The sequence below is a fragment of the Caballeronia sp. INDeC2 genome, assembly GCF_023631325.1.
Taxonomy (GTDB): domain Bacteria; phylum Pseudomonadota; class Gammaproteobacteria; order Burkholderiales; family Burkholderiaceae; genus Caballeronia.
This window is the reverse complement of record NZ_JALQDG010000030.1, coordinates 274,245-294,161: the sequence shown is the minus strand read 5'-3', so window position 1 is coordinate 294,161 and position 19,917 is coordinate 274,245. Positions and strand designations below refer to the sequence as shown.

General features: G+C 63.4%; 16 protein-coding genes and 2 pseudogenes. 7 read left to right on the top strand and 11 right to left on the bottom strand.

The genetic code is table 11. The annotated features are described in order from the left end of the window. Positions 1-42 precede the first annotated feature (42 nt). Positions 43-387 carry an RNA chaperone Hfq gene (hfq, locus tag NCS28_RS33550; protein ID WP_502801218.1) on the top strand — a complete coding sequence of 115 codons (345 nt, stop codon included), beginning with the start codon at positions 43-45 and terminating at the stop codon, positions 385-387. 58 nt (positions 388-445) lie between these two features. On the opposite strand, the pseudogene NCS28_RS19865 reads toward hfq, so the two are convergent. From NCS28_RS19865 to NCS28_RS19845, 5 genes and pseudogenes are all read right to left on the bottom strand, one after another. Next, a pseudogene (locus NCS28_RS19865) lies at positions 446-579 on the bottom strand (MarR family winged helix-turn-helix transcriptional regulator); the annotation flags it as partial. Between the two features lie 35 nt (positions 580-614). Beyond that, positions 615-1,628 (bottom strand): HEAT repeat domain-containing protein, encoded by a 1,014-nt coding sequence (locus NCS28_RS19860; protein ID WP_250515463.1) that lies wholly within the window; start codon positions 1,626-1,628, stop codon positions 615-617. Further along, positions 1,600-1,845 carry a 4Fe-4S dicluster domain-containing protein gene (locus NCS28_RS19855; protein WP_086970013.1) on the bottom strand — a complete coding sequence of 82 codons (246 nt, stop codon included), beginning with the start codon at positions 1,843-1,845 and terminating at the stop codon, positions 1,600-1,602. The genes NCS28_RS19860 and NCS28_RS19855 overlap by 29 nt, the downstream gene beginning before the upstream one ends. Positions 1,846-1,855: 10 nt before the next feature. Beyond that, a complete protein-coding gene (locus tag NCS28_RS19850) occupies positions 1,856-3,592 on the bottom strand; it encodes a fumarate reductase/succinate dehydrogenase flavoprotein subunit (protein WP_250515462.1) in 1,737 nt (578 codons plus the stop codon). 66 nt (positions 3,593-3,658) lie between these two features. Next, positions 3,659-4,465 carry a GntR family transcriptional regulator gene (locus tag NCS28_RS19845; RefSeq protein ID WP_250515461.1) on the bottom strand — a complete coding sequence of 269 codons (807 nt, stop codon included), beginning with the start codon at positions 4,463-4,465 and terminating at the stop codon, positions 3,659-3,661. Between the two features lie 154 nt (positions 4,466-4,619). Here NCS28_RS19845 and NCS28_RS19840 point away from each other — a divergent pair, with 154 nt between their 5' ends. The 3 genes from NCS28_RS19840 (at position 4,620) to NCS28_RS19830 (ending at position 7,738) form a co-directional block, all read left to right on the top strand. Next, positions 4,620-5,243, top strand: a complete 624-nt coding sequence (locus tag NCS28_RS19840; RefSeq protein WP_250515460.1) for an RBBP9/YdeN family alpha/beta hydrolase — start codon at positions 4,620-4,622, stop codon at positions 5,241-5,243. Between the two features lie 91 nt (positions 5,244-5,334). Beyond that, entirely contained in the window at positions 5,335-6,336 is a 1,002-nt protein-coding gene (locus NCS28_RS19835) for a sulfate ABC transporter substrate-binding protein (protein ID WP_250515459.1), read from the top strand. Between the two features lie 106 nt (positions 6,337-6,442). Next, positions 6,443-7,738 carry a chloride channel protein gene (locus NCS28_RS19830; RefSeq protein WP_250515458.1) on the top strand — a complete coding sequence of 432 codons (1,296 nt, stop codon included), beginning with the start codon at positions 6,443-6,445 and terminating at the stop codon, positions 7,736-7,738. Here NCS28_RS19830 and NCS28_RS19825 read toward each other — a convergent pair. The 4 genes from NCS28_RS19825 to NCS28_RS19810 form a co-directional block, all read right to left on the bottom strand. Further along, positions 7,697-8,131 (bottom strand): helix-turn-helix domain-containing protein, encoded by a 435-nt coding sequence (locus NCS28_RS19825; RefSeq protein ID WP_250515457.1) that lies wholly within the window; start codon positions 8,129-8,131, stop codon positions 7,697-7,699. The genes NCS28_RS19830 and NCS28_RS19825 overlap by 42 nt on opposite strands. A 129-nt stretch (positions 8,132-8,260) precedes the next feature. After that, positions 8,261-9,724 (bottom strand): efflux transporter outer membrane subunit, encoded by a 1,464-nt coding sequence (locus NCS28_RS19820; RefSeq protein ID WP_250515456.1) that lies wholly within the window; start codon positions 9,722-9,724, stop codon positions 8,261-8,263. Beyond that, complete coding sequence (locus tag NCS28_RS19815; protein WP_250515455.1) at positions 9,721-12,843, bottom strand: efflux RND transporter permease subunit; 3,123 nt, start codon at positions 12,841-12,843, stop codon at positions 9,721-9,723. Before NCS28_RS19815 ends, NCS28_RS19820 begins: the two co-directional genes overlap by 4 nt. Continuing rightward, complete coding sequence (locus NCS28_RS19810; RefSeq protein WP_250515454.1) at positions 12,840-13,961, bottom strand: efflux RND transporter periplasmic adaptor subunit; 1,122 nt, start codon at positions 13,959-13,961, stop codon at positions 12,840-12,842. The genes NCS28_RS19815 and NCS28_RS19810 overlap by 4 nt, the downstream gene beginning before the upstream one ends. A gap of 261 nt (positions 13,962-14,222) precedes the next feature. Here NCS28_RS19810 and NCS28_RS19805 point away from each other — a divergent pair, with 261 nt between their 5' ends. Then, a complete protein-coding gene (locus NCS28_RS19805; protein ID WP_250515453.1) occupies positions 14,223-14,843 on the top strand; it encodes a TetR/AcrR family transcriptional regulator in 621 nt (206 codons plus the stop codon). Positions 14,844-14,859: 16 nt separating this feature from the next. Here the strand turns inward: NCS28_RS19805 and NCS28_RS19800 are convergent. Continuing rightward, positions 14,860-17,247: pseudogene (locus NCS28_RS19800) on the bottom strand (phosphoketolase family protein). Between the two features lie 377 nt (positions 17,248-17,624). Here NCS28_RS19800 and NCS28_RS19795 point away from each other — a divergent pair. Both NCS28_RS19795 and NCS28_RS19790 read left to right on the top strand, forming a co-directional pair. Beyond that, on the top strand, positions 17,625-17,954 hold the full coding sequence (locus NCS28_RS19795) for a hypothetical protein (RefSeq protein WP_250515452.1): 330 nt from the start codon (positions 17,625-17,627) through the stop codon (positions 17,952-17,954). 115 nt (positions 17,955-18,069) lie between these two features. Continuing rightward, on the top strand, positions 18,070-19,248 hold the full coding sequence (locus NCS28_RS19790; RefSeq protein WP_250515451.1) for a porin: 1,179 nt from the start codon (positions 18,070-18,072) through the stop codon (positions 19,246-19,248). Here NCS28_RS19790 and NCS28_RS19785 read toward each other — a convergent pair. Beyond that, positions 19,195-19,863: a hypothetical protein gene (locus tag NCS28_RS19785; RefSeq protein WP_250515450.1), complete on the bottom strand. Its 669-nt coding sequence runs from the start codon at positions 19,861-19,863 to the stop codon at positions 19,195-19,197. The genes NCS28_RS19790 and NCS28_RS19785 overlap by 54 nt on opposite strands. Between the last annotated feature and the right edge of the window lie 54 nt (positions 19,864-19,917).

Below are 19,917 nucleotides of genomic sequence, written 5' to 3'. Positions count from 1 at the left end.
AGCAAATACACTGAACAGGGACGCAGGTTTCGCTGGCGAATAATGCCGCCGGTCAACGGTCCTTGTACGGTTCAACATGGGTCATCAATGTCCAACAGTCTTCCCGGTATTCAAGGCGATTTTCTGAACGCACTCAGAAAAGAGCGCAAACGCGTGGCGATCTTTCTGGTCAACGGAATCAAGCTGACCGGCCATATTCAGTCGTTCGATACCTATATGGTCTACCTCAATTCGAGCAGCGGATCGCAGGTGCTTTTCAAACACGCAATATCGACGATCTGCGAAGATCACGGCCCGGCCGGCCGGCCGAATTTGCGTGAATCATCGGGTCCGCGTGACAGTTCCACGCGCCCCGGCGCGGGCGGAAGACCGAATCGGGTCCGGTGACGGGGTCGAAGGTCCGCGACCGCCGGTCATGAGGCCGGCGGCGCGTCACGTCAGGTCGCTATTCCCGCGGGGGCAATAGCGCCGAAAGCAGCCGTCGCAACTCCGCAATTCCCGCGCGCTCAGCCTCGTCGTGAGAACGCGCTCGACGTCTTCGGCACGCGGGCGCACGGCGGCCAGTTGCTTCTTGCCGGCCGTGGGAGCAATAGCACATTTCAGCATCGTGGCGATCAGTCGCCAGCGCGATGCGAACCTTGCCGCTCGCCGATCTGCGCGATCGCGATACGCACGGCCTTGCGCACCTCCGGATCGCCGTCATGAAGCGCGGCTTCGAGGACGGCAAGTGCATCGGCATTGCCGAACTCGCCGAGCGCGAGCGCGGCCTCCTTGCGCACGTTGCTGACCGGGAAGACGAGCAATTGCGACACCGCATGCGTGCTCGCGGCATCGCGCAGACGTCCGAGTGCGCGCGCGGCCTGTAGCGTGACTTGCCAGTAGTCGTCGGCGAGCGCGCGTTCGAGCGCATCGCGCGCGCCGGCAAGACGCAGTTTGCCGAGCGTCGCAGCGGCTTCTTCCCGCACGCGCCACTCTTTATCCGACAGCGCGTGCGTCAACGTGGCGAGCACGCTATCGTCCGTGGCGAATCCGAGTGCGCCAACGGCGGCATGCCGCACATCGACCGATGTATCGCTGTGCGCGAGCTGCGTCAATCGTTCCAGTGCATGCGTATGACGCAGCCAGCCGAGGACGCCGACCGCTTCGCGCCTCACGACCGGCGAAGCATCCGATAAAGCCGTCAACGCAGGCTCGGCCGCTTCGGGCAAGCGCAACTCGCGCAGCGCGCGCAGCAGCGCCGCACGCGTGAATGCATCGGCATTGGTATCGGCGAGACCCCGCAGCAGGCGTTCACCCGCTGCGGGGTCTTTCAACGCGGTGAGGCTTTCACCGGCGGCTTCGCGCGTGCTCGCGTCTTGATCGGCGAGCGCAAAGCACAGCGCATCGACGGCTTCGTTCGTATCCCATGCGCCGAGACGTTGCGCAGCCGTGCGACGCACGTCGGCATCCGCGTCGTGACGCAAGGCGTGAGCGAGCGAAGGCAGCCACGTTTCGTCTTCGAGATCGGCGGCTTCGATCACGGCGAGACGGCGCACGGCGGCGTCGTCATGCGCGAGGCGATCGAAGAGCGTGCTGGTAACCGTCATGAGGAAGCCCTCGTCATCGAAGAAGATACGGAATGTCGACATGCACCGCATTGGTCGGACAATCGCGCTCGCAGGGCATGCAGTACCAGCATTCGTCGAACTTCATGAAAGCCTTGCCGGTTTCGGGATCGATTGCGAGCAGGTCCATCGGACAGACGTCGATGCAGACCGTGCAGCCCTTGTCGGCGATGCACTTGTCTTCGTCGATCATCACGGGAAGGCTCGAGCGCAGACGCGCTTCGCGGGGCACGAGGGCCATTTTCTTTCTCCTATGCAGCGACCGGCTGCGACGCGCGAGCCACACGCAGACGCGAATACGCGCCGCGCTCGGACTCGTCGACGGGAACCACATACGGTTCCACGGGTTTCTTGAACGAGGTCATGCGCCCCGATGCATCCTTCTTCAGATGCGCATGGCAGAACCATTCGTCATCGTTGCGCTCGGGATAATCGACGCGATGGTGATAGAGACCCCAACGGCTCTCGGTGCGAAAGAGCGATGCGCGTGCGGCCATTTCGGCGCAATCGAGAATCGCCGCGACTTCGGCGGCGCGCATCAGTTCATGTGGATCGGCGGCGGCGAGATGCGCGAGGTCCTCGCGTATTTCATCGAAACGCTGCAAGCCGATTTCCATGCGCCGCGTGACTTTCGGCGGCTGCAGATAGTCGTTCACGAAGCGACGCAGCTTGTATTCGACTTGCGCGGGCGGCAGGCCATGTTCGCGCGACAACGGCGCGAAAATGCGCTCGCGTTCGCGCTCGATCTGCGATGCATCGAGCGCCGGCAATGAACGGCCCGCGACATGCGAGGCCGCGTCTTCACCCGCGAACCAGCCGTACGTGAACGCGCCGAGCATGTAGTTATGCGGCACGGCGGCCATGTCGCCCGCGGCGTAAAGCCCCTGCACGGACGTGCGCGCGTGCTCGTCGACCCATACGCCCGATGCGCTGTGTCCGCTGCAAAGCCCGATCTCGGAGATATGCATCTCGATCATGCGCGTGCGATAGTCGTTGCCGCGTCGCGCATGAAAGCGTCCGCGGCTCGGCCGCTCGTTGGTGTGCAAGATCGTTTCGATGGTCTGAATCGTTTCTTCCGCGAGATGATCGAGCTTCAGGAACACGGGGCCGTTGCCGCTCTGGAGTTCCTGATAGAACTCCCACATCATTTGCCCGCTCCAGTAATCGCATTCGATGAAGCGCTCGCCTTTGCCGTTCGCCGTATAGCCGCCGAGCGGGCCGGTCACATACGCGCACGCCGGGCCGTTGTAATCCTTGATGAGCGGATTGATCTGGAAGCATTCGAGGTTCGAGAGTTCCGCGCCCGCGTGATACGCCATCGAGTAGCCGTCGCCGGCATTGGTCGGATTCTCGTAGGTGCCCATCAGATAGCCCGATGCGGGCAAGCCCAGTCGTCCGGCCGCGCCGCAGCAGAGAATCACGGCTTTCGCGCGTATCACGTAGAAATCGGCGCTGCGGCAATCGAAGCCCATCACGCCCGCGATCTCGCCGTTCGGGCCGTTCAGCAAGCGCGTCGCGACGACGCGATTCGTGATCTCCACGCGCGCGCGCTTCAACTGGCGGTAGAGGACTTTCTTGACATCGTGGCCTTCGGGCATCGGCAACACATAAGCGCCCATGTGATGAACCTTGCGCACCGCGTAGTCGCCGGTGTGATCCTTCTCGAACTTCACGCCCCAGCGATCGAGCTCCTCGATCGTCGTGAAGCTGTGGCGCGCGTAGGCGTAGATCGTGGCCTGGTTGACGATACCGTCGTTCGCCACGGTGATTTCCTTCGTGTACTGCTCGGGCGTCGCGTGGCCGGGAATGATGGCGTTGTTCAGGCCGTCCATGCCCATCGAGATCGCGCCGCTGCGCTTCACGTGCGCCTTGTCGATGAGCAGCACGCGCAGGCTCGGGTCGCGCTGCTTCGCCTTGATGGCGGCCATGGGGCCGGCCGTGCCGCCGCCAACGACGACGATGTCGTATTCGAGTTCGTGGGTTTGCATGATCTGATTGCTACTTGTTATGACAAGTTAGGATCAGATTCTAGGAGCACGCGCACCGCGTGGGAATCAATTGTTTTTGCTTTGCTTGTGCCTGCTTCGAATAACGCGCGGCACGCTTGCTGCCGATCGTTCGCGATCGATGCGCAGCCGGTACTGAAACGTATCGCCGCGAAAATACAGATACTCGAAGTCGATGGGCTTGCCCCCGGCATCGTGCGTGAGGCGCTCGATGCGCAGGAGCGGCGCGCCTTTCTTCACATCGAGCGCATCGGCGATATCGGGCGTGGCCGCGATAGCGTCGATCGCGAGATCCGCGTGTCCGAGCGGCACGGCGCAGTCGTTTTCCAGCATGAGGAAGATGTCGCGCGTGGCGAGTTCCGCGCGTTTCAGACGTTTCCCGATGGCTTCGGGCAGATACGTCACTTCGTACGAAACGGGCGAGCGATTGAGCAGACGCACGCGATGAATCTCCGCGACGTTGCTGCCTTCGTCGAGACCGAGTCGCGCCGCGACTTCCGCGGGCGCGGGCACGAGGCGCGATTGCACGACGCGGTTGATGATCTCGTGTCCGCTCTCCGACATCGCCTCCGCGAAACCCTGCAACGACGTCACGTTCTGAAACGTCTTCGGCTGCGATACGAACGAGCCTTTGCCGTGCACCTTGAAGATCAGCCCTTCCTTTTGCAGATCGCCGAGCGCCTGACGGATCGTGATGCGGCTCACGTCGAACATCGCCATCAGCTCGCTTTCCGAGGGCATGCGGCTCATCGGCGGGTACCGGCCGTCCAGAATACCGGTGCGCAACACGTCCTTGATCTGCGTGTAGAGCGGAACGTGTGAATCGGGCGAGATGGACGGGCGTCGGGTGGACATGAGATGGAAGGGCAAGAGGCGGTCGCTGCGAGTTGCGATTATAGCGGCGCGCCCCCGCGCCACCCCATAAACAAATGACGAAATATTGGTTAGCGGCATCCGTGCGCTGCCCGAGAATGGAGCCTGACGAGTTCGAGTCGAGCGAGGATCGAAGATGAATGAGCGCAACGCGCGGGACGCAGGAAGGTCGGGCTTTTCGTCGTCGCTGGTCACGCTCGTGACGGTGCCCGGACTGCACGGCAGCGAGGACGCGCACTGGCAGAGCTGGCTCGAACGCGAAACGCCCGGCGCGCGGCGCGTCGAGCAGCGCGACTGGGATACGCCGAATCTCGCCATCTGGAGCGATGCGGTTCGCGACGTGCTCGCGAGCATCGACGGTCCTGTCGTCATCGCGGCGCATAGCTTCGGATGTCTCGCGACGGCGCATGCGCTGTCGCCCGCGGGCGCGTTCCATGCGCATGCCGCACATGTGAAGGGCGTGTTGTTCGTCGCGCCCGCGAGTCCGGCGAAGTTCCGTTTCGCGGGCGCATTCACCGCGCGTCGCCTCGATACGCTTTCGCTCGTCGTCGGCAGCCAAACCGATCCGTGGATGCCGCTCGACGACGCGCGCACGCTCGCGCAGCGCTGGAACAGCGCGTTCGTGAATCTGGGCGACGCGGGGCATATCAATACATCGGCGGGATTCGGTCCGTGGCCGCTCGCGAAGCATTTCGTCGAAACGCTCGCGCGCCGTGCCGCGCCCGAATACGAAGAAGAGGAAGCGCGCGCGTACGGCTGATACCCGCAGCAAGGATGTGTGTAGGATACATGGCCGCCTTCGGGCGGCCTTTGTTCGTTGGTGAAATTCGAACCCTGTCTCTGGAGAAAAAATGGCGGTCCATAACAAGCTGGTCGTCGGCGTTGCACTCGGTATCGCGGCAAGCGTCGCGCACGCGGAGACGACGCTGCTCAACGTGTCCTACGACGTGACGCGCGAGCTCTACAAGGACATCGACGCGGCCTTCGTCGCGGACTACAAGAAGAAGACGGGCGAGACGGTGTCGGTGCGGCAGTCGCACGGTGCATCGAGCGCGCAGGCGTTGTCGGTGACGCAAGGGCTGCAGGCCGATGTCGTGACGATGAATCAGCCCAACGATATCGACCTGCTTGCAGAACGCGGTCAGCTCGTGCCCGCCAACTGGCGCAGCCGTCTGCCCGACGCCAGCGCGCCTTACACGACGACGATGGTCTTTCTCGTCCACAAGGGCAATCCGAAGAACATAAAGGACTGGAGCGATCTCGCGCGGCCCGGCGTGCAGGCGGTGATTGCGAATCCGAAGACGTCGGGCAACGGGCGCTATGCGTATCTCGCGGCGTGGGGCTACAAGAAGCAGCAGGGCGCATCCGACGCGCAGGCGCAGGACTTCGAGAAGGCCGTCTTCAGGAACGTGCCCGTGCTCGATACGGGCGGCCGCGGCGCGACGACCACGTTCACGCAGCGCGGCATCGGCGATGTGCTCGTCACGTTCGAGAACGAAGTCGGCCTGATGAGCGCGGGGCCGGGCGCGAAGGATTTCGAGGCGGTGTATCCGTCTGTGAGTCTGCTCGCGGAGCCGCCGGTATCGATCGTCGACAAGGTGGTGGACAAGCGCGGCACGCGCAAGGAAGCGCAGGCGTATCTCGACTTCCTGTACACGCCCGCGGGGCAGGAGATCATTGCGCAGCATCATTTGCGGCCCCGCAACGCGGACGTGCTCGCGAAGCATGCGAGCGAGTTCAGGCCGTTGAAGACGTTCACCGTCGAACAGATGTTCGGTAGCTGGCAAAAGGCGCAGCAGACGCATTTCGCCGATGGCGGCACGTTCGATCAGGTGGTCGCGGAGAAGAACTGACGCGGGCATCGAATCAAGCCCGTGCGTATCTATAATTCGATGCATCCCGCGAAGAAGCGCGCCGCCGGGCCGCGCTACGCTGTGCCTTTATCTCGAGGTGAGCGCGATGCCGTCATCGACAACAGCCGTGAAGCTCATCCTCGTCACCGCGCTGGTGGGTCTGGGCGCGGGGCTCGGCGGCATGTCGCTGGCGCTCATGCTTCACGCGATCCAGCACGTGGCGTTCGGCTACAGCCTCGATGAACTGACCGGCGGCGAGAGCTTTCTCATCGGCATCTCGGCGGCATCGGCTACGCGCCGCTTCATCGTGCTGACACTGTGCGGCGCGATTGCGGGCGTCGGCTGGTGGTGCGTGCATCGCTTCGGCAAAGCGCTCGTCAGCATCCGCCAGGCGATCGATGCCGACGATCCGCGCATGCCGCCCGGCAGCACCATCGCGCATGCGCTCCTGCAGATCGTCACCGTGGCGATGGGCTCGCCGCTCGGACGCGAAGTCGCGCCGCGCGAGATCGGTGCGCTATGGGCGGGCTGGCTCGCGCACTATGCAGGTCTCACGCCGGGGCAGTCGCGCATCATGGTCGCTTGCGGCGCGGGCGCGGGACTCGCCGCCGTCTACAACGTGCCGCTCGGTGGCGCGGTCTTCGTGCTCGAAGTGCTGCTCGGCACGTTCGACGGAACGATCATCGCGGCGGCGTTCGCCACGTCGGCGATCGGCGCGAGCATCGCATGGATCGGCCTCGGCGACGGGCATCAGTACCGCCTGCCCGCCTTCACGCTCGACGCGCAGCTCATCGTGTGGGCCATCGTCATGGGGCCGGTCTTCGGCGCGGCCGCGCGGCTCTTCGTGAAGCTCACGAGCGCCGCGCGCAAGAACGCGCCGCGCGGGCGCATGCTGCCGTTGCTGTCGATTCTGAACTTCGCGACGATCGGCGTACTCGTCATCTATTTCCCGCAACTCGCGGGCAACGGCAAAGGCCCCGCCGGTCTTTCATTCGACGATTCCCTCAGCTTCGCGCTCGCCGGCGTGCTGCTGGTGCTCAAGGTGACGATCGAAGTGAGCTCGCTGCGCGCCGGCGCGCAAGGCGGTCTGCTCACGCCGGGCTTGGCGAACGGCGCATTGCTCGGCGTCGTGCTCGGCAGCGTATGGAACGGTTTCTGGCCCGGTACGCCGCCCGGCGCATTCGCGCTCGTCGGCGCGACCGCGTTCCTCGGCGCGTCGATCCAGATGCCCTTGACCGCGCTCGTGCTGATGATCGAGTTCACGCGCTTCAATCACGACTTCCTGATTCCCACCGCGCTCGCGATGACCGGCGCGACGCTCGCCTACCGCGCGCTCGCGCAGGCTCGCGTCGAAGGGCCGTCAACTGCGCCTGAGCAAACGCTGCGGCGTCTCCCCGATTGAGCGTCTGAACATCGCAATGAAGCTGCCGCTGCTCTGATAGCCGAGCGCGAGCCGCGCCATCGCCCCGACGAGCCGCAGTTGCTGACGCCACCGGCCGAAGGTCAATCCCGTTTCCTGTCTGAAGAGACGCGCGAGCGTGCGCGCGCTCGCGCCCACCGTGTTGCTCCATTCGTCGAGCGTGTCGTCGTTGCCGGGTTCCGCGAGCAAGCGGCTGCAGATCGCGCGCAGGCGGCGATCGCTCGGCAACGGCGGGCCGCCCTGCGTCGTTGATTCCGCGCCGCGTAATAACGCAAGCAGGAGCGTGGCGACATGCGCGCCGCCGCTGTCAGCGCCGCGATCAGTTCGTGCATGAGCGACGTGATGAAGATCACACGGCACGACGGCCACAGCCACGGCGCGGCGTCGGGTTGGAGATAGACCGGTCAACGCGCAGAACCTGTTCGACCGCATCTGCGTGAATTGCCGGAGCGAGACGTATTGCAGTTATGGCTTGCGCCGCAGCGTGATCGGGCGCGCGACGTATCAGTGGTGATCGTCCTGTGTTTGCGCGACGCTCGAACCCGACGCGTTAGGCGAACCCATCGCCTGAAAGAGCGCGGCAGTGTCGCTCAAGCGCGCGCTGCTCGCGCGGATCGTCGAAAGCCGCGCGTTGAGATATTGCTGCTCGCTGCCGCGCGCGGCGCGCGGCGGGATCGCGCCGAGCCGCACGCGCGCCGCCGCATCCGCCGATGCATCGCGTGCGGCGTTGCTGGCGCTGTCGGCGAAGGCGAGCGCTTCGCTGTCGGTTTCGAGCGACGCCAGCGTGTTCGCGACATTCTGAAACGCCGAGAGCACGGTCTGCTTGTACTGCGCGACGGCGGCGTCGTACGTGGCGATGGCCGCGCGGCGCTGCGCGAGCAACGCGCCGCCATGAAAGATGGGCTGCGACAGCGATGCGCCCACGCTCCACAACGCGCCCGCGCCTGACAGCGCGGTCGGCCAGTCGAAGCCGCCTTTGCCCATCGAAGCGGACAGCGACAGGCTCGGAAACAACTGCGCGGTCGCGACGCCGACTTGCGCGGCGGCCGCCTTCAATGCGGCATCGGCGGCCTGAATGTCCGGACGTGTCTGCAACAACGCCGATGGCAGCACGACCGGCACATCCGACGGCACAGCGAGGCTCGCGAGATCGAGATCGTCGGGCGCCTGATCGGGCGTGCGTCCGAGCAGCACCGCGAGAGCATGGCGCGTCGCGAGCCATTGCGCGCGCAAGCCCGGCAATTGCGCTGCGAGCGACGCGGCGTTCTGCTGTGCAGTGAGCATGTCGGCGCGCGATGCGGAGCCGAGCGCATAGCGGCGTTGCGCATCGTGCGCATCGTCGTTGGCGAGCGCGACGAGGCGTTCGGTCACGTCGATCTGCGCGTGCAATGCCGCCGCGCCGATCGCGCCCGTCACGATGTTGGCCGCGAGTGCGCGCCGCGCGGCGTCGAGCTGAAAGGCCTGCTGATCGACTTGCGCGGCAAGCGCCGCATTCGCGAAACGCGCCGCGCCGAAAATATCGAACGTGTATTGCGCCTGAATCTGCCCGACGAAAAGGTTGTAGAGCACGGTAGGCGGCCCGGCCTCGGGAATGCCGAAGCCGCGTTGCCGCGTCGCTTGTGCGCCCGCGTCGATCTGCGGCAAGAGCGACGAACCGACTTGCGCCCGCAACTGTTCGCGCGCGGCAACGAGACTCTTGTCCGCCGCCGCGAGATTCGGGCTCGCGCGCAAGCCTTCGTCGACGAGCGCATTCAACGCATCCGATCGATACAGCTTCCACCACGCGGGCACTGGAGCCGCGCCCGTGACGAAGCGCTGCGACGCGCCTTCGGCCGTGACGCTCGCTTCCGCTTGCGGTTGTGCGCCGTAATGCGCGGGCTGCGGCACCGCGGGCGGCTTGCCATCGGGGCCCAACGCGCATGCGCCGAGCGCGACGCACGCCGCGATCATCAAAAGCCGGCGATTCATGACGATGCTCCTTCGCGTTCGTCGAGCTTCACGCGAAACCACGCGGCATAGAGCGCGGGCAGATAGAAGAGAGTGAGCACGGTCGCGCTCGTGATGCCGCCCATCAGCGCGGTCGCCATCGGGCCGAAGAAGTTGCTGCGCAGAAGCGGAATCAGCGCGAGCACGGCGGCCGCGGCCGTCAGCGTGATGGGCCTGAAGCGCCGCACCGTCGCGCCGATGATCGCATCGAAGCGCTTGTGCCCCGACGCGATGTCCTGCTCGATCTGATCGACGAGAATCACCGAGTTGCGCATGATGATGCCGAACATTGCGATCACGCCGAGCATCGCGACGAAGCCGAACGGCTTGCCGAATGCGAGCAGCGTGACGACCACGCCGATCAGTCCGAGCGGCGCGGTGAGCACGACCATCATCACGCGCGAGAAGCTCTGCAACTGGATCATCAGCAGCGTCAGCACGACGATCACCATCACCGGAATCTGCGCGTTGATCGATGCCTGACCCTTGCCGCTTTCCTCGACCGGGCCGCCCACCTCGATGCGATAGCCGACCGGCAGCGCACGGCGAATCTCGTCGAGCTTCTTGTCGATGGCTTGCGTCACGTCGATGCCCTGCGCATCGCCCTTCACGTCCGATTGCACCGTGATGGTCGGCTGGCGGTCGCGTTCCCAGATCACGCCGTATTCGAGCGTATCGACGACACGGCCCAGCGCGCCCAAGGGCACCGGTCCATGCGGCGTCGGCATCGCGAGCGTCGCGAGCCGCGCGGGATCGACGCGCTCGGCGCGCGGCGCTCGCAAATCGACGCTGATGAGCTTGTCGCGCTCGCGATACTGCGTGACCGTGGTGCCCGTCAGCGTCATCGCGAGAAAGCTCGCGACGTCTTGCGACGACACGCCCGCATCGCGCGCCTTCTGCTGATCGATCTCGAAGCGCACCGAACGCTCCGAAGGCTCGTCCCAGTCGAACTGCACGTTGCTCGTGCGCGAATCGGCGCGCATGTCGGCGGCAACCTGCTCGGCGATGTGACGCACCGTGCCGATATCGTCGCCGCTCACGCGAAACTGCACCGGATAGCCGACAGGCGGACCGTTTTCCAGACGCGACAAACGCGTGCGTATTGCAGGGAAGCGCTCGCGCAACATCGGATCGAGCCAGCGCGCGAGCGCCTCGCGCGCTTCGACCGACTTCGCGGTGACGACGAACTGCGCGAAGTTCGGCGTCGGCAATTGCTGATCGAGCGGCAGATAAAAACGCGGAGCGCCAGTGCCGACGAAGCTCACGACATGATCGATTTCATCGCGGCCTTTCAGGGCCTGTTCCAGCCGCTTCGCTTCGCGCAATGTCGCTTCGAACGATGCGCCTTCCTGCAACCGGACGTCGATGAGCAGTTCGGGACGATCCGAGCTCGGGAAGAACTGTTGCGGCACGAGCGTGAAGCCCGCCATCGCGATGACGAAGAGCACGACCGTGATCGCGAGCACGACAAAGCGCCGCTTCACGCACCAGCCGACCCAGCGGCGCAGGCGTCCGTAGAACTTCGTGTCGTAGATATCGTGCTCGTGATCGTCGGGCAGATGCGCTTCTTTCTTCCGCTCGGGCAGGAGCTTGTAGCCGAGCAACGGAATCAGCACGACCGCCGCGAGCCACGACGCGATCAGCGCGATCGCCGACACTTCGAAGATCGACCGCGTGTATTCGCCGGTGCTCGACTTCGCGAGCGCGATCGGCAGAAAGCCCGCGACGGTGACGAGCGTGCCGGTCAGCATCGGGAACGCGGTGCTCGTGTAGGCGAACGCGGCGGCGCGCGCGCGGTTCCAGCCTTGTTCGAGCTTCACGGCCATCATCTCGACGGCGATGATCGCATCGTCGACGAGCAGTCCCAGCGCAAGGATCAGCGTGCCGAGCGAGACCTTGTGCAGGCCGATGTCGAACAAATACATGAAGAGCGCGGTGACGGCGAGCACGATCGGAATCGAGATCACGACCACCATGCCCGTGCGCACGCCGAGCGACACGAGACTCACGATCAGCACGATCACGACGGCTTCGGCCACGGCTTCGAGAAAGTCGTCGACGGAATGCGCGACCGCGTGCGGCATGCTGGACACTTCGTTGAGCTTCAGTCCCGCCGGCAGTTGCGCACGCAACTTGACCATGGTTTCGTCGAGCGACTTGCCGAGACGAACGACATCCTCGCCCGGCTGCATGGTGATGCCGATGCCGAGCACGGGCGCGCCCGCCGAGCGCATCTGCGTGGCGGGCGGATCGATATAGCCGCGCTTGATCGTCGCGATATCGCCAAGCCGGAACGAGCGGCCGTTCACGTTGATGAACGTATCGGCGAGCGCGTCCATGCTCGTGAATTGCCCGCTCGGGCGCACGAACACGCGGTCGTTGGGCGTCGTCAGCACGCCCGCGTTCGAGACGGCGTTCTGTCCGTCGATGGCCTGCGCGATCTGCTGCGGCGAGATGTTCAGGCGCGTGAGCGTCGTGTTGGGAATCTCGACATAGATGCGCTCTTCCTGATCGCCGAAGTAATCGACCTTCGCGACGCCCGGCACGCGCAAGAGAACGGTGCGCAAGGCATCGGCGTAATCGTGTAGTTGCGCGGGCGAGAAACCGTCGCCTTCGAGCGCATAGATGTTCGTGTAGACGTCGCCGAATTCATCGTTGAAGAACGGGCCTTGCGCACCGGGCGGCAAGGTCGCGGCGATATCGCCCACTTTCTTGCGGATCTGATACCACTCCTCGGGCACATCCTTCGCGGGCGCGGAGTCCTTCATCTGAAAGAAGATCAGCGATTCGCCGGGGCGCGAATAGCTGCGCATGAAATCCGTGTACGGCGTTTCCTGCAGCTTGCGCGCGATGCGGTCCGTCACTTCCTCCTGCACCTGACGCGCGGTCGCGCCGGGCCAGAACGTGCGGATCACCATCACGCGGAAAGTGAAGGGCGGATCTTCCGATTGCGCGAGCCGCGCGTAGGCGAGGATGCCGAAGATCGTCGCCATCGCAATGAGAAACACCACGAGCGCGCGATGCCGCAGCGCCCAAGCCGAGAGATTGAAGCGGCCTTCTTCGTGGCGATGCGCGTTGTCGTCTTCGCGAGTGTCGCTCATGACGCGAAGTCCTCGGGATGCAGCGGCGCGACGACGCGCACTTTCTCGCCCGCGGACACCGTATGCACGCCTTGCCACACGATGCGCTCGCCCGCAACGATTCCGCCCGCGAGCGTCACCGTGCGCTCGCCGTAACGCGCGACTTCGACGCGCCTCAGTTCGAGCGCATCGCCCGGCTGCTTGACGATCCACACGGCGGGATGGCCGTTGTCGTGGAACAGCGCCGTCGATGGAATCGTGAATGCGCCCTTCGCGCCATTCGACGCGGAGAACGCGATATCCGCCGTCATGCCGAGTCGCACGTCGGGTGTCGGCGCTTCGAGCGTGAGCTTTGCGCGCCAAGTCCGGCTTTGGATGTCGGCGGCGGGCGAGAGCTCGCGCACGCGTGCCTTGAAGGTCTTACCGGGCAGTGCCGCGAGCTGCACGCTGGCCTCCTTGCCTATCGCGAATGCGCCGAGCGCGGCCTCGGGCACGTCGCAAATGACGTCGATATCGCCGCTCCAGGCGAGCGTGTAGACGGCCTGGCCCGCCGTGACGTTCTGGCCGGTGTCGGCCTGCTCGGCGGTGATGACGCCCGCGTGATCGGCGGCGAGTGTCGCGTAGCGCAACTGATCGGCGGAAAGTCCCGCCTGCTGCTGCGCCTGATTGCGCTGCGCGAGCGCGGAAGCGTAGGCGTTCTGCGTTTGTTCGAGTTGCGCGGGGGCGATGAGATTTTCTGCTGCCTGCGCGCGATCGCGGTCGAGTTGCTGCCTTGCATAGACGAGCTGATGCTCGGCGGCGTCGAGTTGCGCGCGGGCGCTTGCGCTGTTTTTCTCGGCGTCGGCGGGGTCGAGCCGGGCGACGACTTGCCCTGCCTTCACGCTGTCGCCGAGGCGCGCGCGCCGCTCGAGAATCTTGCCGTTGATGCGAAAGGAAAGCGGCGTCGAATAGCGCGACTGGATCTGTCCGGGCAGGCTCGATGCGTTCGCGTGACCGTCCGCTTGCGCCGCGACGGCGACGACGGGACGCGGCGCGGGGGCGGGCGCTTCGTGCCGCTTGCACGCGACCAGCGTTACACAGACGATCGGAACGAATGCCGCGCGCGCCACGACCGACGCGGGTGAGTGGAAGAGCTTCACAGGAACCTCGGCGCCCGCAAGGGCATGGTGCCGCGCACCCCGCGACGGCTGCGCGCGGCTCATGGGCGAAGCAGGGAAAGGGTGATCCGCCGAGCAATTTCGAGAAACGAGCGCGAGCGGGGCGGATCTTGACGTTGACTCGAAAGCCCCGTCCGGCAAGGGTTTCGACGACCCGGACGCGAATACGAATTGAATTCTAATACACAGTTGTATCCGAATGCAAAGCCGGATTTGTAAGCCGCGCGGTGCTACACTTCGCGCATGAAACCTGTACGACTCACCCGCGAGCAGAGCCGTGACCAGACGCGCCAGCGTCTGCTCGACGCTGCGCAGGCGGTTTTTACGCAGAAGGGATTCGGCGCATCGAGCGTCGAGGATGTGGCCGCCGACGCGGGCTACACACGCGGCGCGTTCTATTCGAATTTTTCGAGCAAGGCCGAGTTGCTGCTCGAAGTGCTCAAGCGCGATCACGACACCATCATGCAGCGCCTCTCCACGCTCTTCGAAGATGGCGAGGCCTCGCGCGCCGACATGGAAGCGCGCGTGCTGCAGTACTACAGCGAGTGCTATCAGAACAACGCGTGCTTTTTGCTGTGGGTCGAAGCGAAGCTGCACGCAAGCCGCGACGCGAAATTTCGCGCGAGCTTCAATGCGCTGATGCGCGAACTGCGGCAGACCACGACCGATTACATCCGGGCGTTTTCCGAGCGCGTGGGCACGCCGCTCACAATGCCGCCGGAACAGATGGCGCTCGGCCTCATCGCGCTATGCGACGGCGTGCAGTTTTTCTATTCGTCCGATCCGCAATCGGTGCCGGCGCAGTTCGCAGAGGACGTGCTCGCGCAGTTCTTCCGGCGCGTCGTGTTGAGCGCCGCCGACTAGAGCGGCTCGCGTCGAATCAAAACGGCCACACCCATTCCGCGATTTCCGGTTTGTCCGTGCCGTGCGTATGCGCGTAATCGAGGTGACGAATGATCGCGTTCTTCATGTCCTCCCTAAGATGTGCGGTCCTTGCCTGCAATCGCGGCACGCGATCGAGCACGTCGATCACAAGATTGAAACGATCGACCTGATTCAGAATTGCGAGTTCGAGCGGCGTGTTGATGTTGCCTTTTTCCTTATAGCCGCGCACGTGCAGATTCTCGTGATTGTGGAAGCGATAAGCGAGCTTGTGAATCAGCCACGGATAACCGTGAAAGTTGAAGATGACGGGCTTGTCGAGCGTGAAGAGGCTATCGAATTCACGCGCGCTCGATCGCTCGGTATCGGGCTGCATCTTGAAGAGATCGACCACGTTCACGAAGCGCAGCTTCAGTTCCGGCAGACGCTCGCGCAGAATCGCGGCCGCGGCGAGTGCTTCCTGCGTGGCGACATCGCCGCAAGAGGCGAGAACGACGTCGGGCTCTTCGCCTTCATCCGTGCTCGCGCGCCGCCATACGCCGATGCCTTTCGCGCAATGCACCATCGCTTCGTCGATGGTCGCGAACTGCAAATGCTTCTGCTTGTCCGCGACGATGATGTTGATGCAATCGGTCGAGCGCAGACATTGATCGGCCACGACGAGCAGCGTGTTGGCATCGGGCGGAAGATACACGCGCGTAACCGAAGGGCTCTTGTTCGTGACGAGATCGATGAAGCCCGGGTCCTGATGCGAGAAGCCGTTGTGATCCTGCCGCCATACGGTGGATGAGAGCAAGATGGTTTCCGACGAAACCGATGCGCGCCAAGGCACATGGTTCTTGCAGATATCGAGCCATTTCGCGTGCTGATTGAACATCGAATCGATGACATGCGCGAAGGCTTCATAGGTATGGAAAAAGCCGTGCCGCCCGGAAAGCAGGTAGCCTTCGAGCCAGCCGAGCAACGTATGCTCCGACAGCATTTCCATCACGCGGCCGTCGCGCGCCAGCTCGCCGCCGTCTTCGTCTTCGGGAAGAAGATCGGCCATCCATACTTTCTTGCTGACTTCATAGATTGCCTGAAGGCGATTCGATGCCGTTTCGTCGGGACCGAACACGCGGAAGGTGTCCATGTTGCAACGCATGACGTCGCGCAGGAAAGCGCCGAGCGGGCGCGTGTTTTCATGCAGGATCTTGCCGGCTTGTCCGACATCCACGGCATAGTCGCGGAAATCCGGCAGCTTGAGTTCCTTGCGCAGCACGCCGCCATTCGCATGTGGATTCGCGCTCATGCGCCGCGTGCCCGCGGGCGCGATCGCCCTGATCTCGTCACGCAGCCGGCCCGTTTCGTCGAAGAGTTCTTCGGGCTTATAGCTTTGCATTCAGCGTTCGAGCACCGCGAGATTCGCGGGATTGCCGTGCACGTCCGAGAACGGCACCTGATGCGCGCGCCACGAGCCTTCGACCTTATGGCCGTTGATCTCTTTGGGACCGGTCCAGCCCTTCGGCGTGCGCAGGACGATCATCGGCCAGCGCGGCCGCTCGACGTGCTTGTCCTTGCGCGCCTTCTCGCGGATCGCGCGGATATCGGCGATGGCGGCATCGAGCGTATCCGCCATCTTGCGGTGCATCTCCGCATGGTCCGATCCTTCCACGAAATACGGCCGATAACCATAGCCGACGAACAACGCCTCCAGCTCCTGATGACTGATGCGCGCGAGGATCGTCGGATTGGCGATCTTGTAGCCGTTCAGATTCAGGATCGGCAGCACGGCGCCATCGCGCGCGGGATTGATGAACTTGTTAGAATGCCACGCTGTCGCGAGCGGGCCGGTTTCGGCTTCGCCATCGCCGACGACGCACGCGACGATCAGATCAGGATTGTCGAGCACGGCGCCGTAAGCATGCGACAAGCTATAGCCGAGTTCACCGCCTTCATGAATCGATCCCGGCGTTTCCGGCGTCACATGCGAGCCGATATGCCCGGGAAAAGAAAACTGCTTGAAGAACTTTTGCATGCCCTCGGCATCTTCGCTCTTGTCCGGATAGACCTCGGAGTACGTGCCCTCGAGATAGGCGGGGCCGAGCACGCCCGGCGCGCCGTGACCGGGACCGGCCATGAAGATCACGTCGATGTCGTCGCGTTTGATGACGCGGTTAAGATGCGCCCACACGAACGATAAAGCAGGGCTCGCGCCCCAATGCCCGAGAAGGCGCTGCTTCACATGCTCGGCTTTCAGCGGTTCGTGCAGCAGCGGATTGTCCGCGAGAAAGATCATGCCCGCCGAAAGATAATTGCACGCGCGCCACCATGCATCGACGAGTCGAAGTTCATCGTCTTCGAGCGTGGCGGAATGCGACGCGCCATTTCTGGAATGCTTGCTCATCACGAAAGCTCCTCTCGGTGAAGATTCGCTTTTCAAGATAGGTGCTCTGCGGGCCGTTGTGAAATGAGATAAGCGATCGAACGAGGCTATTTTGATTCTCTGCATAATTCGTTGACGCGATTCGCAAAGCAGCGCTGCGTGTCATGCGCGAGACATTATTTCTTCGATGGCATTATTGCCAGCCAATGCGACGTCAAATGATTTAAACTGAATTCAGCACTCGGAGATTTCTTTCCACCGTAGCGTCTTGCAGGCATTCGATGACACGCCATATCCGTAGATATTGGGTCGCCGGCATCGTGGCTTTTATAGTCGGCAATTTTGCGTCAGCCAGTGAGCAAACTCGACTGATCCCCATTCAGCGAGTGGCGGCAAGCGTGTTGTTCTTTCCGTTTCCGGCCATCATCTCGACTGCGGGCGCGCATGCCGCCGCGCGGTCTCATCATCCACGCTATGGATTCACAGGGCCGCTCGAAGCGCTGGATGCCGTCATGTTGTCGAAATACGACAGGAACGTGCATCCTGATCTGAATCAACTCGCCCGTATTTCGCCGCTGCCATCTTCGCCGACTTCCGTTCCCGTTCCGGTGCGTCCGCGCGACGACATCACGCCCGACGACGACTGGCATTTCTCCGCGAATCCGCAATTGGGCGTGAATCACGAGCACGAAAAAGCTATGACATTTTCCGTGCGTCACGATTTTTGAGCACTCGCATCGCTCCGCTTTTCTGCAAGAAATTTTGAGGTTGCCGGTTGCCGATTCGGTCGCATAGAGTGAAGGAAGAAGCGCGTCTTTTCCGACATCGATGGAGCCCAGGCAAATGAACAAGTTGCTTATGACCGGCGCGACGACGATGTTGACGCTCGCGGGCGCGGCGCATGCGCAAAGCAGCGTCACGCTTTACGGTCTCATCGACGCGGGCGTGACGTATTCGAACAGTCAGATCAGTACGGCCGGCAGCGGGCATAGCAACTGGGAATTGAAGAGCGGCCCGGTTCAATACAGTCGATGGGGCTTGCGGGGCGCGGAAGATCTGGGGGGCGGACTGAAAGCTATCTTCAATCTGGAAAGCGGCTTCAATCTGAACGACGGCCAATACACCGTGAGCAATCGCATCTTCAATCGCCAGGCGTATGTCGGCTTGTCGAGCAGCGATTACGGCGTGCTCACGTTCGGCCGTCAGACCGACGACATGGTGGATTTCGTCGCGCCGCTTTCATTGACGGGCACGCAATACGGCGGCACGCATTTCGCGCATCCATTCGATATCGATAACCTCAACGATTCATTCCAGATCAATAACGCCGTGAAGTATCAGAGCCCGGATTTCGCGGGATTCAAGCTCGGCGCGTTATATGGTTTCTCCAATCAGGCCGCCGGCTTTTCGAACAATCGCGCGTATAGCCTCGGCATTTCGTATCTGTGGGGACCGCTCAATTTCGGCGCCGGATTCCTGCAACTCAACAGCGACGCCGCGACGCCCGGACAGCTCAACACGAACGGCGCCGTTACCGATACGACAGGTTCCTCTCTAATCGGCGCGCTCACGACGACGAACGTTCCGCTGGGCGCGCTGTCGAGCCGTCAGCAGACGTGGGGCGCGGGTGTCAACTATGCGTTCGGCCCGGCGGTGGCGGGCTTCGTCTACACGCAAACCAATCTGACGCAGTTGTTCCAGACCGGTCTGAGCACGCACGTTCAGAACTTTGAAGGCAATTTGCGTTATGCGCTGACGCCGGCGGTCGAGTTGTCCGCCGCGTACACGTATTCGCGGGCGAGCGGCCTCGCGGGCTCAGGCAATCCGCATTGGAACCAGGTCAGCGCGATGGCCGGCTATAGCCTCTCGCGGCGCACCGATGTCTATGTTCAAGGCGTGTGGCAAGGCGTGAGCGCGAGCAGCAATTCGCCATTGGGCGTCGCGTGGATCAACGGCCTAACGGCGCCGTCATCGACCAGCAATCAGGTCGAAGCGACGGTCGGGTTGCGCCATCGCTTTTGAATCAGGCGGCGGGCCGAATCGATATTTGCGGCCCCATTCGGTCACAGGCAAAGCGCGTTCGTCGATGCAGAAGTTATCGAACTCGCGCCACGCTTCTTCATAGTCGCCTTCGCGCGCGAGATAGAACTGATTCCCGCCGGTCGCGCACGATGCGAGGTTCATGAACCGCTTCAGTATCGGCCGGCATGCGTGGCTGATGAACGGATCGGCTTCCTCTCGCGGCCACTCGTTCGCCGCGACGAGCATCTGACGCCACGCGAGAATGGTCTCGCGGCAGGCATTGCTTTGCGCATTGCCGTGAATGAGCGCGCTCGCTTCGAGAACGGCCGTCGCGTGCTCTTCGAATTTCGACAGCTTGATCCAGGCGGCACGAGCGAGCGAATCGGAAGTGCCATCGTCGCCATTATCCGACGGCGTCTCTAACTTCATAACAATGCCTTCGTCATGCAGCATCACGCGCACGCTGAAATCGGCGACGAGCATCGCGAGACGGCATCCCCAGCGCATGCTCATGTCGTGGAGCCACGTTTCATCCGAGGTTCGAAGCGCGGCGGCCATTTCCTCGCGCGCATCGGCGAGCCATCGGCTTTGCGCGACTCCGTCTGCTGACTTCATTTCGTCATCCCGATGCGAGCGCAAGCGCCTAGCTTAACGCGCGCGATCGAAATG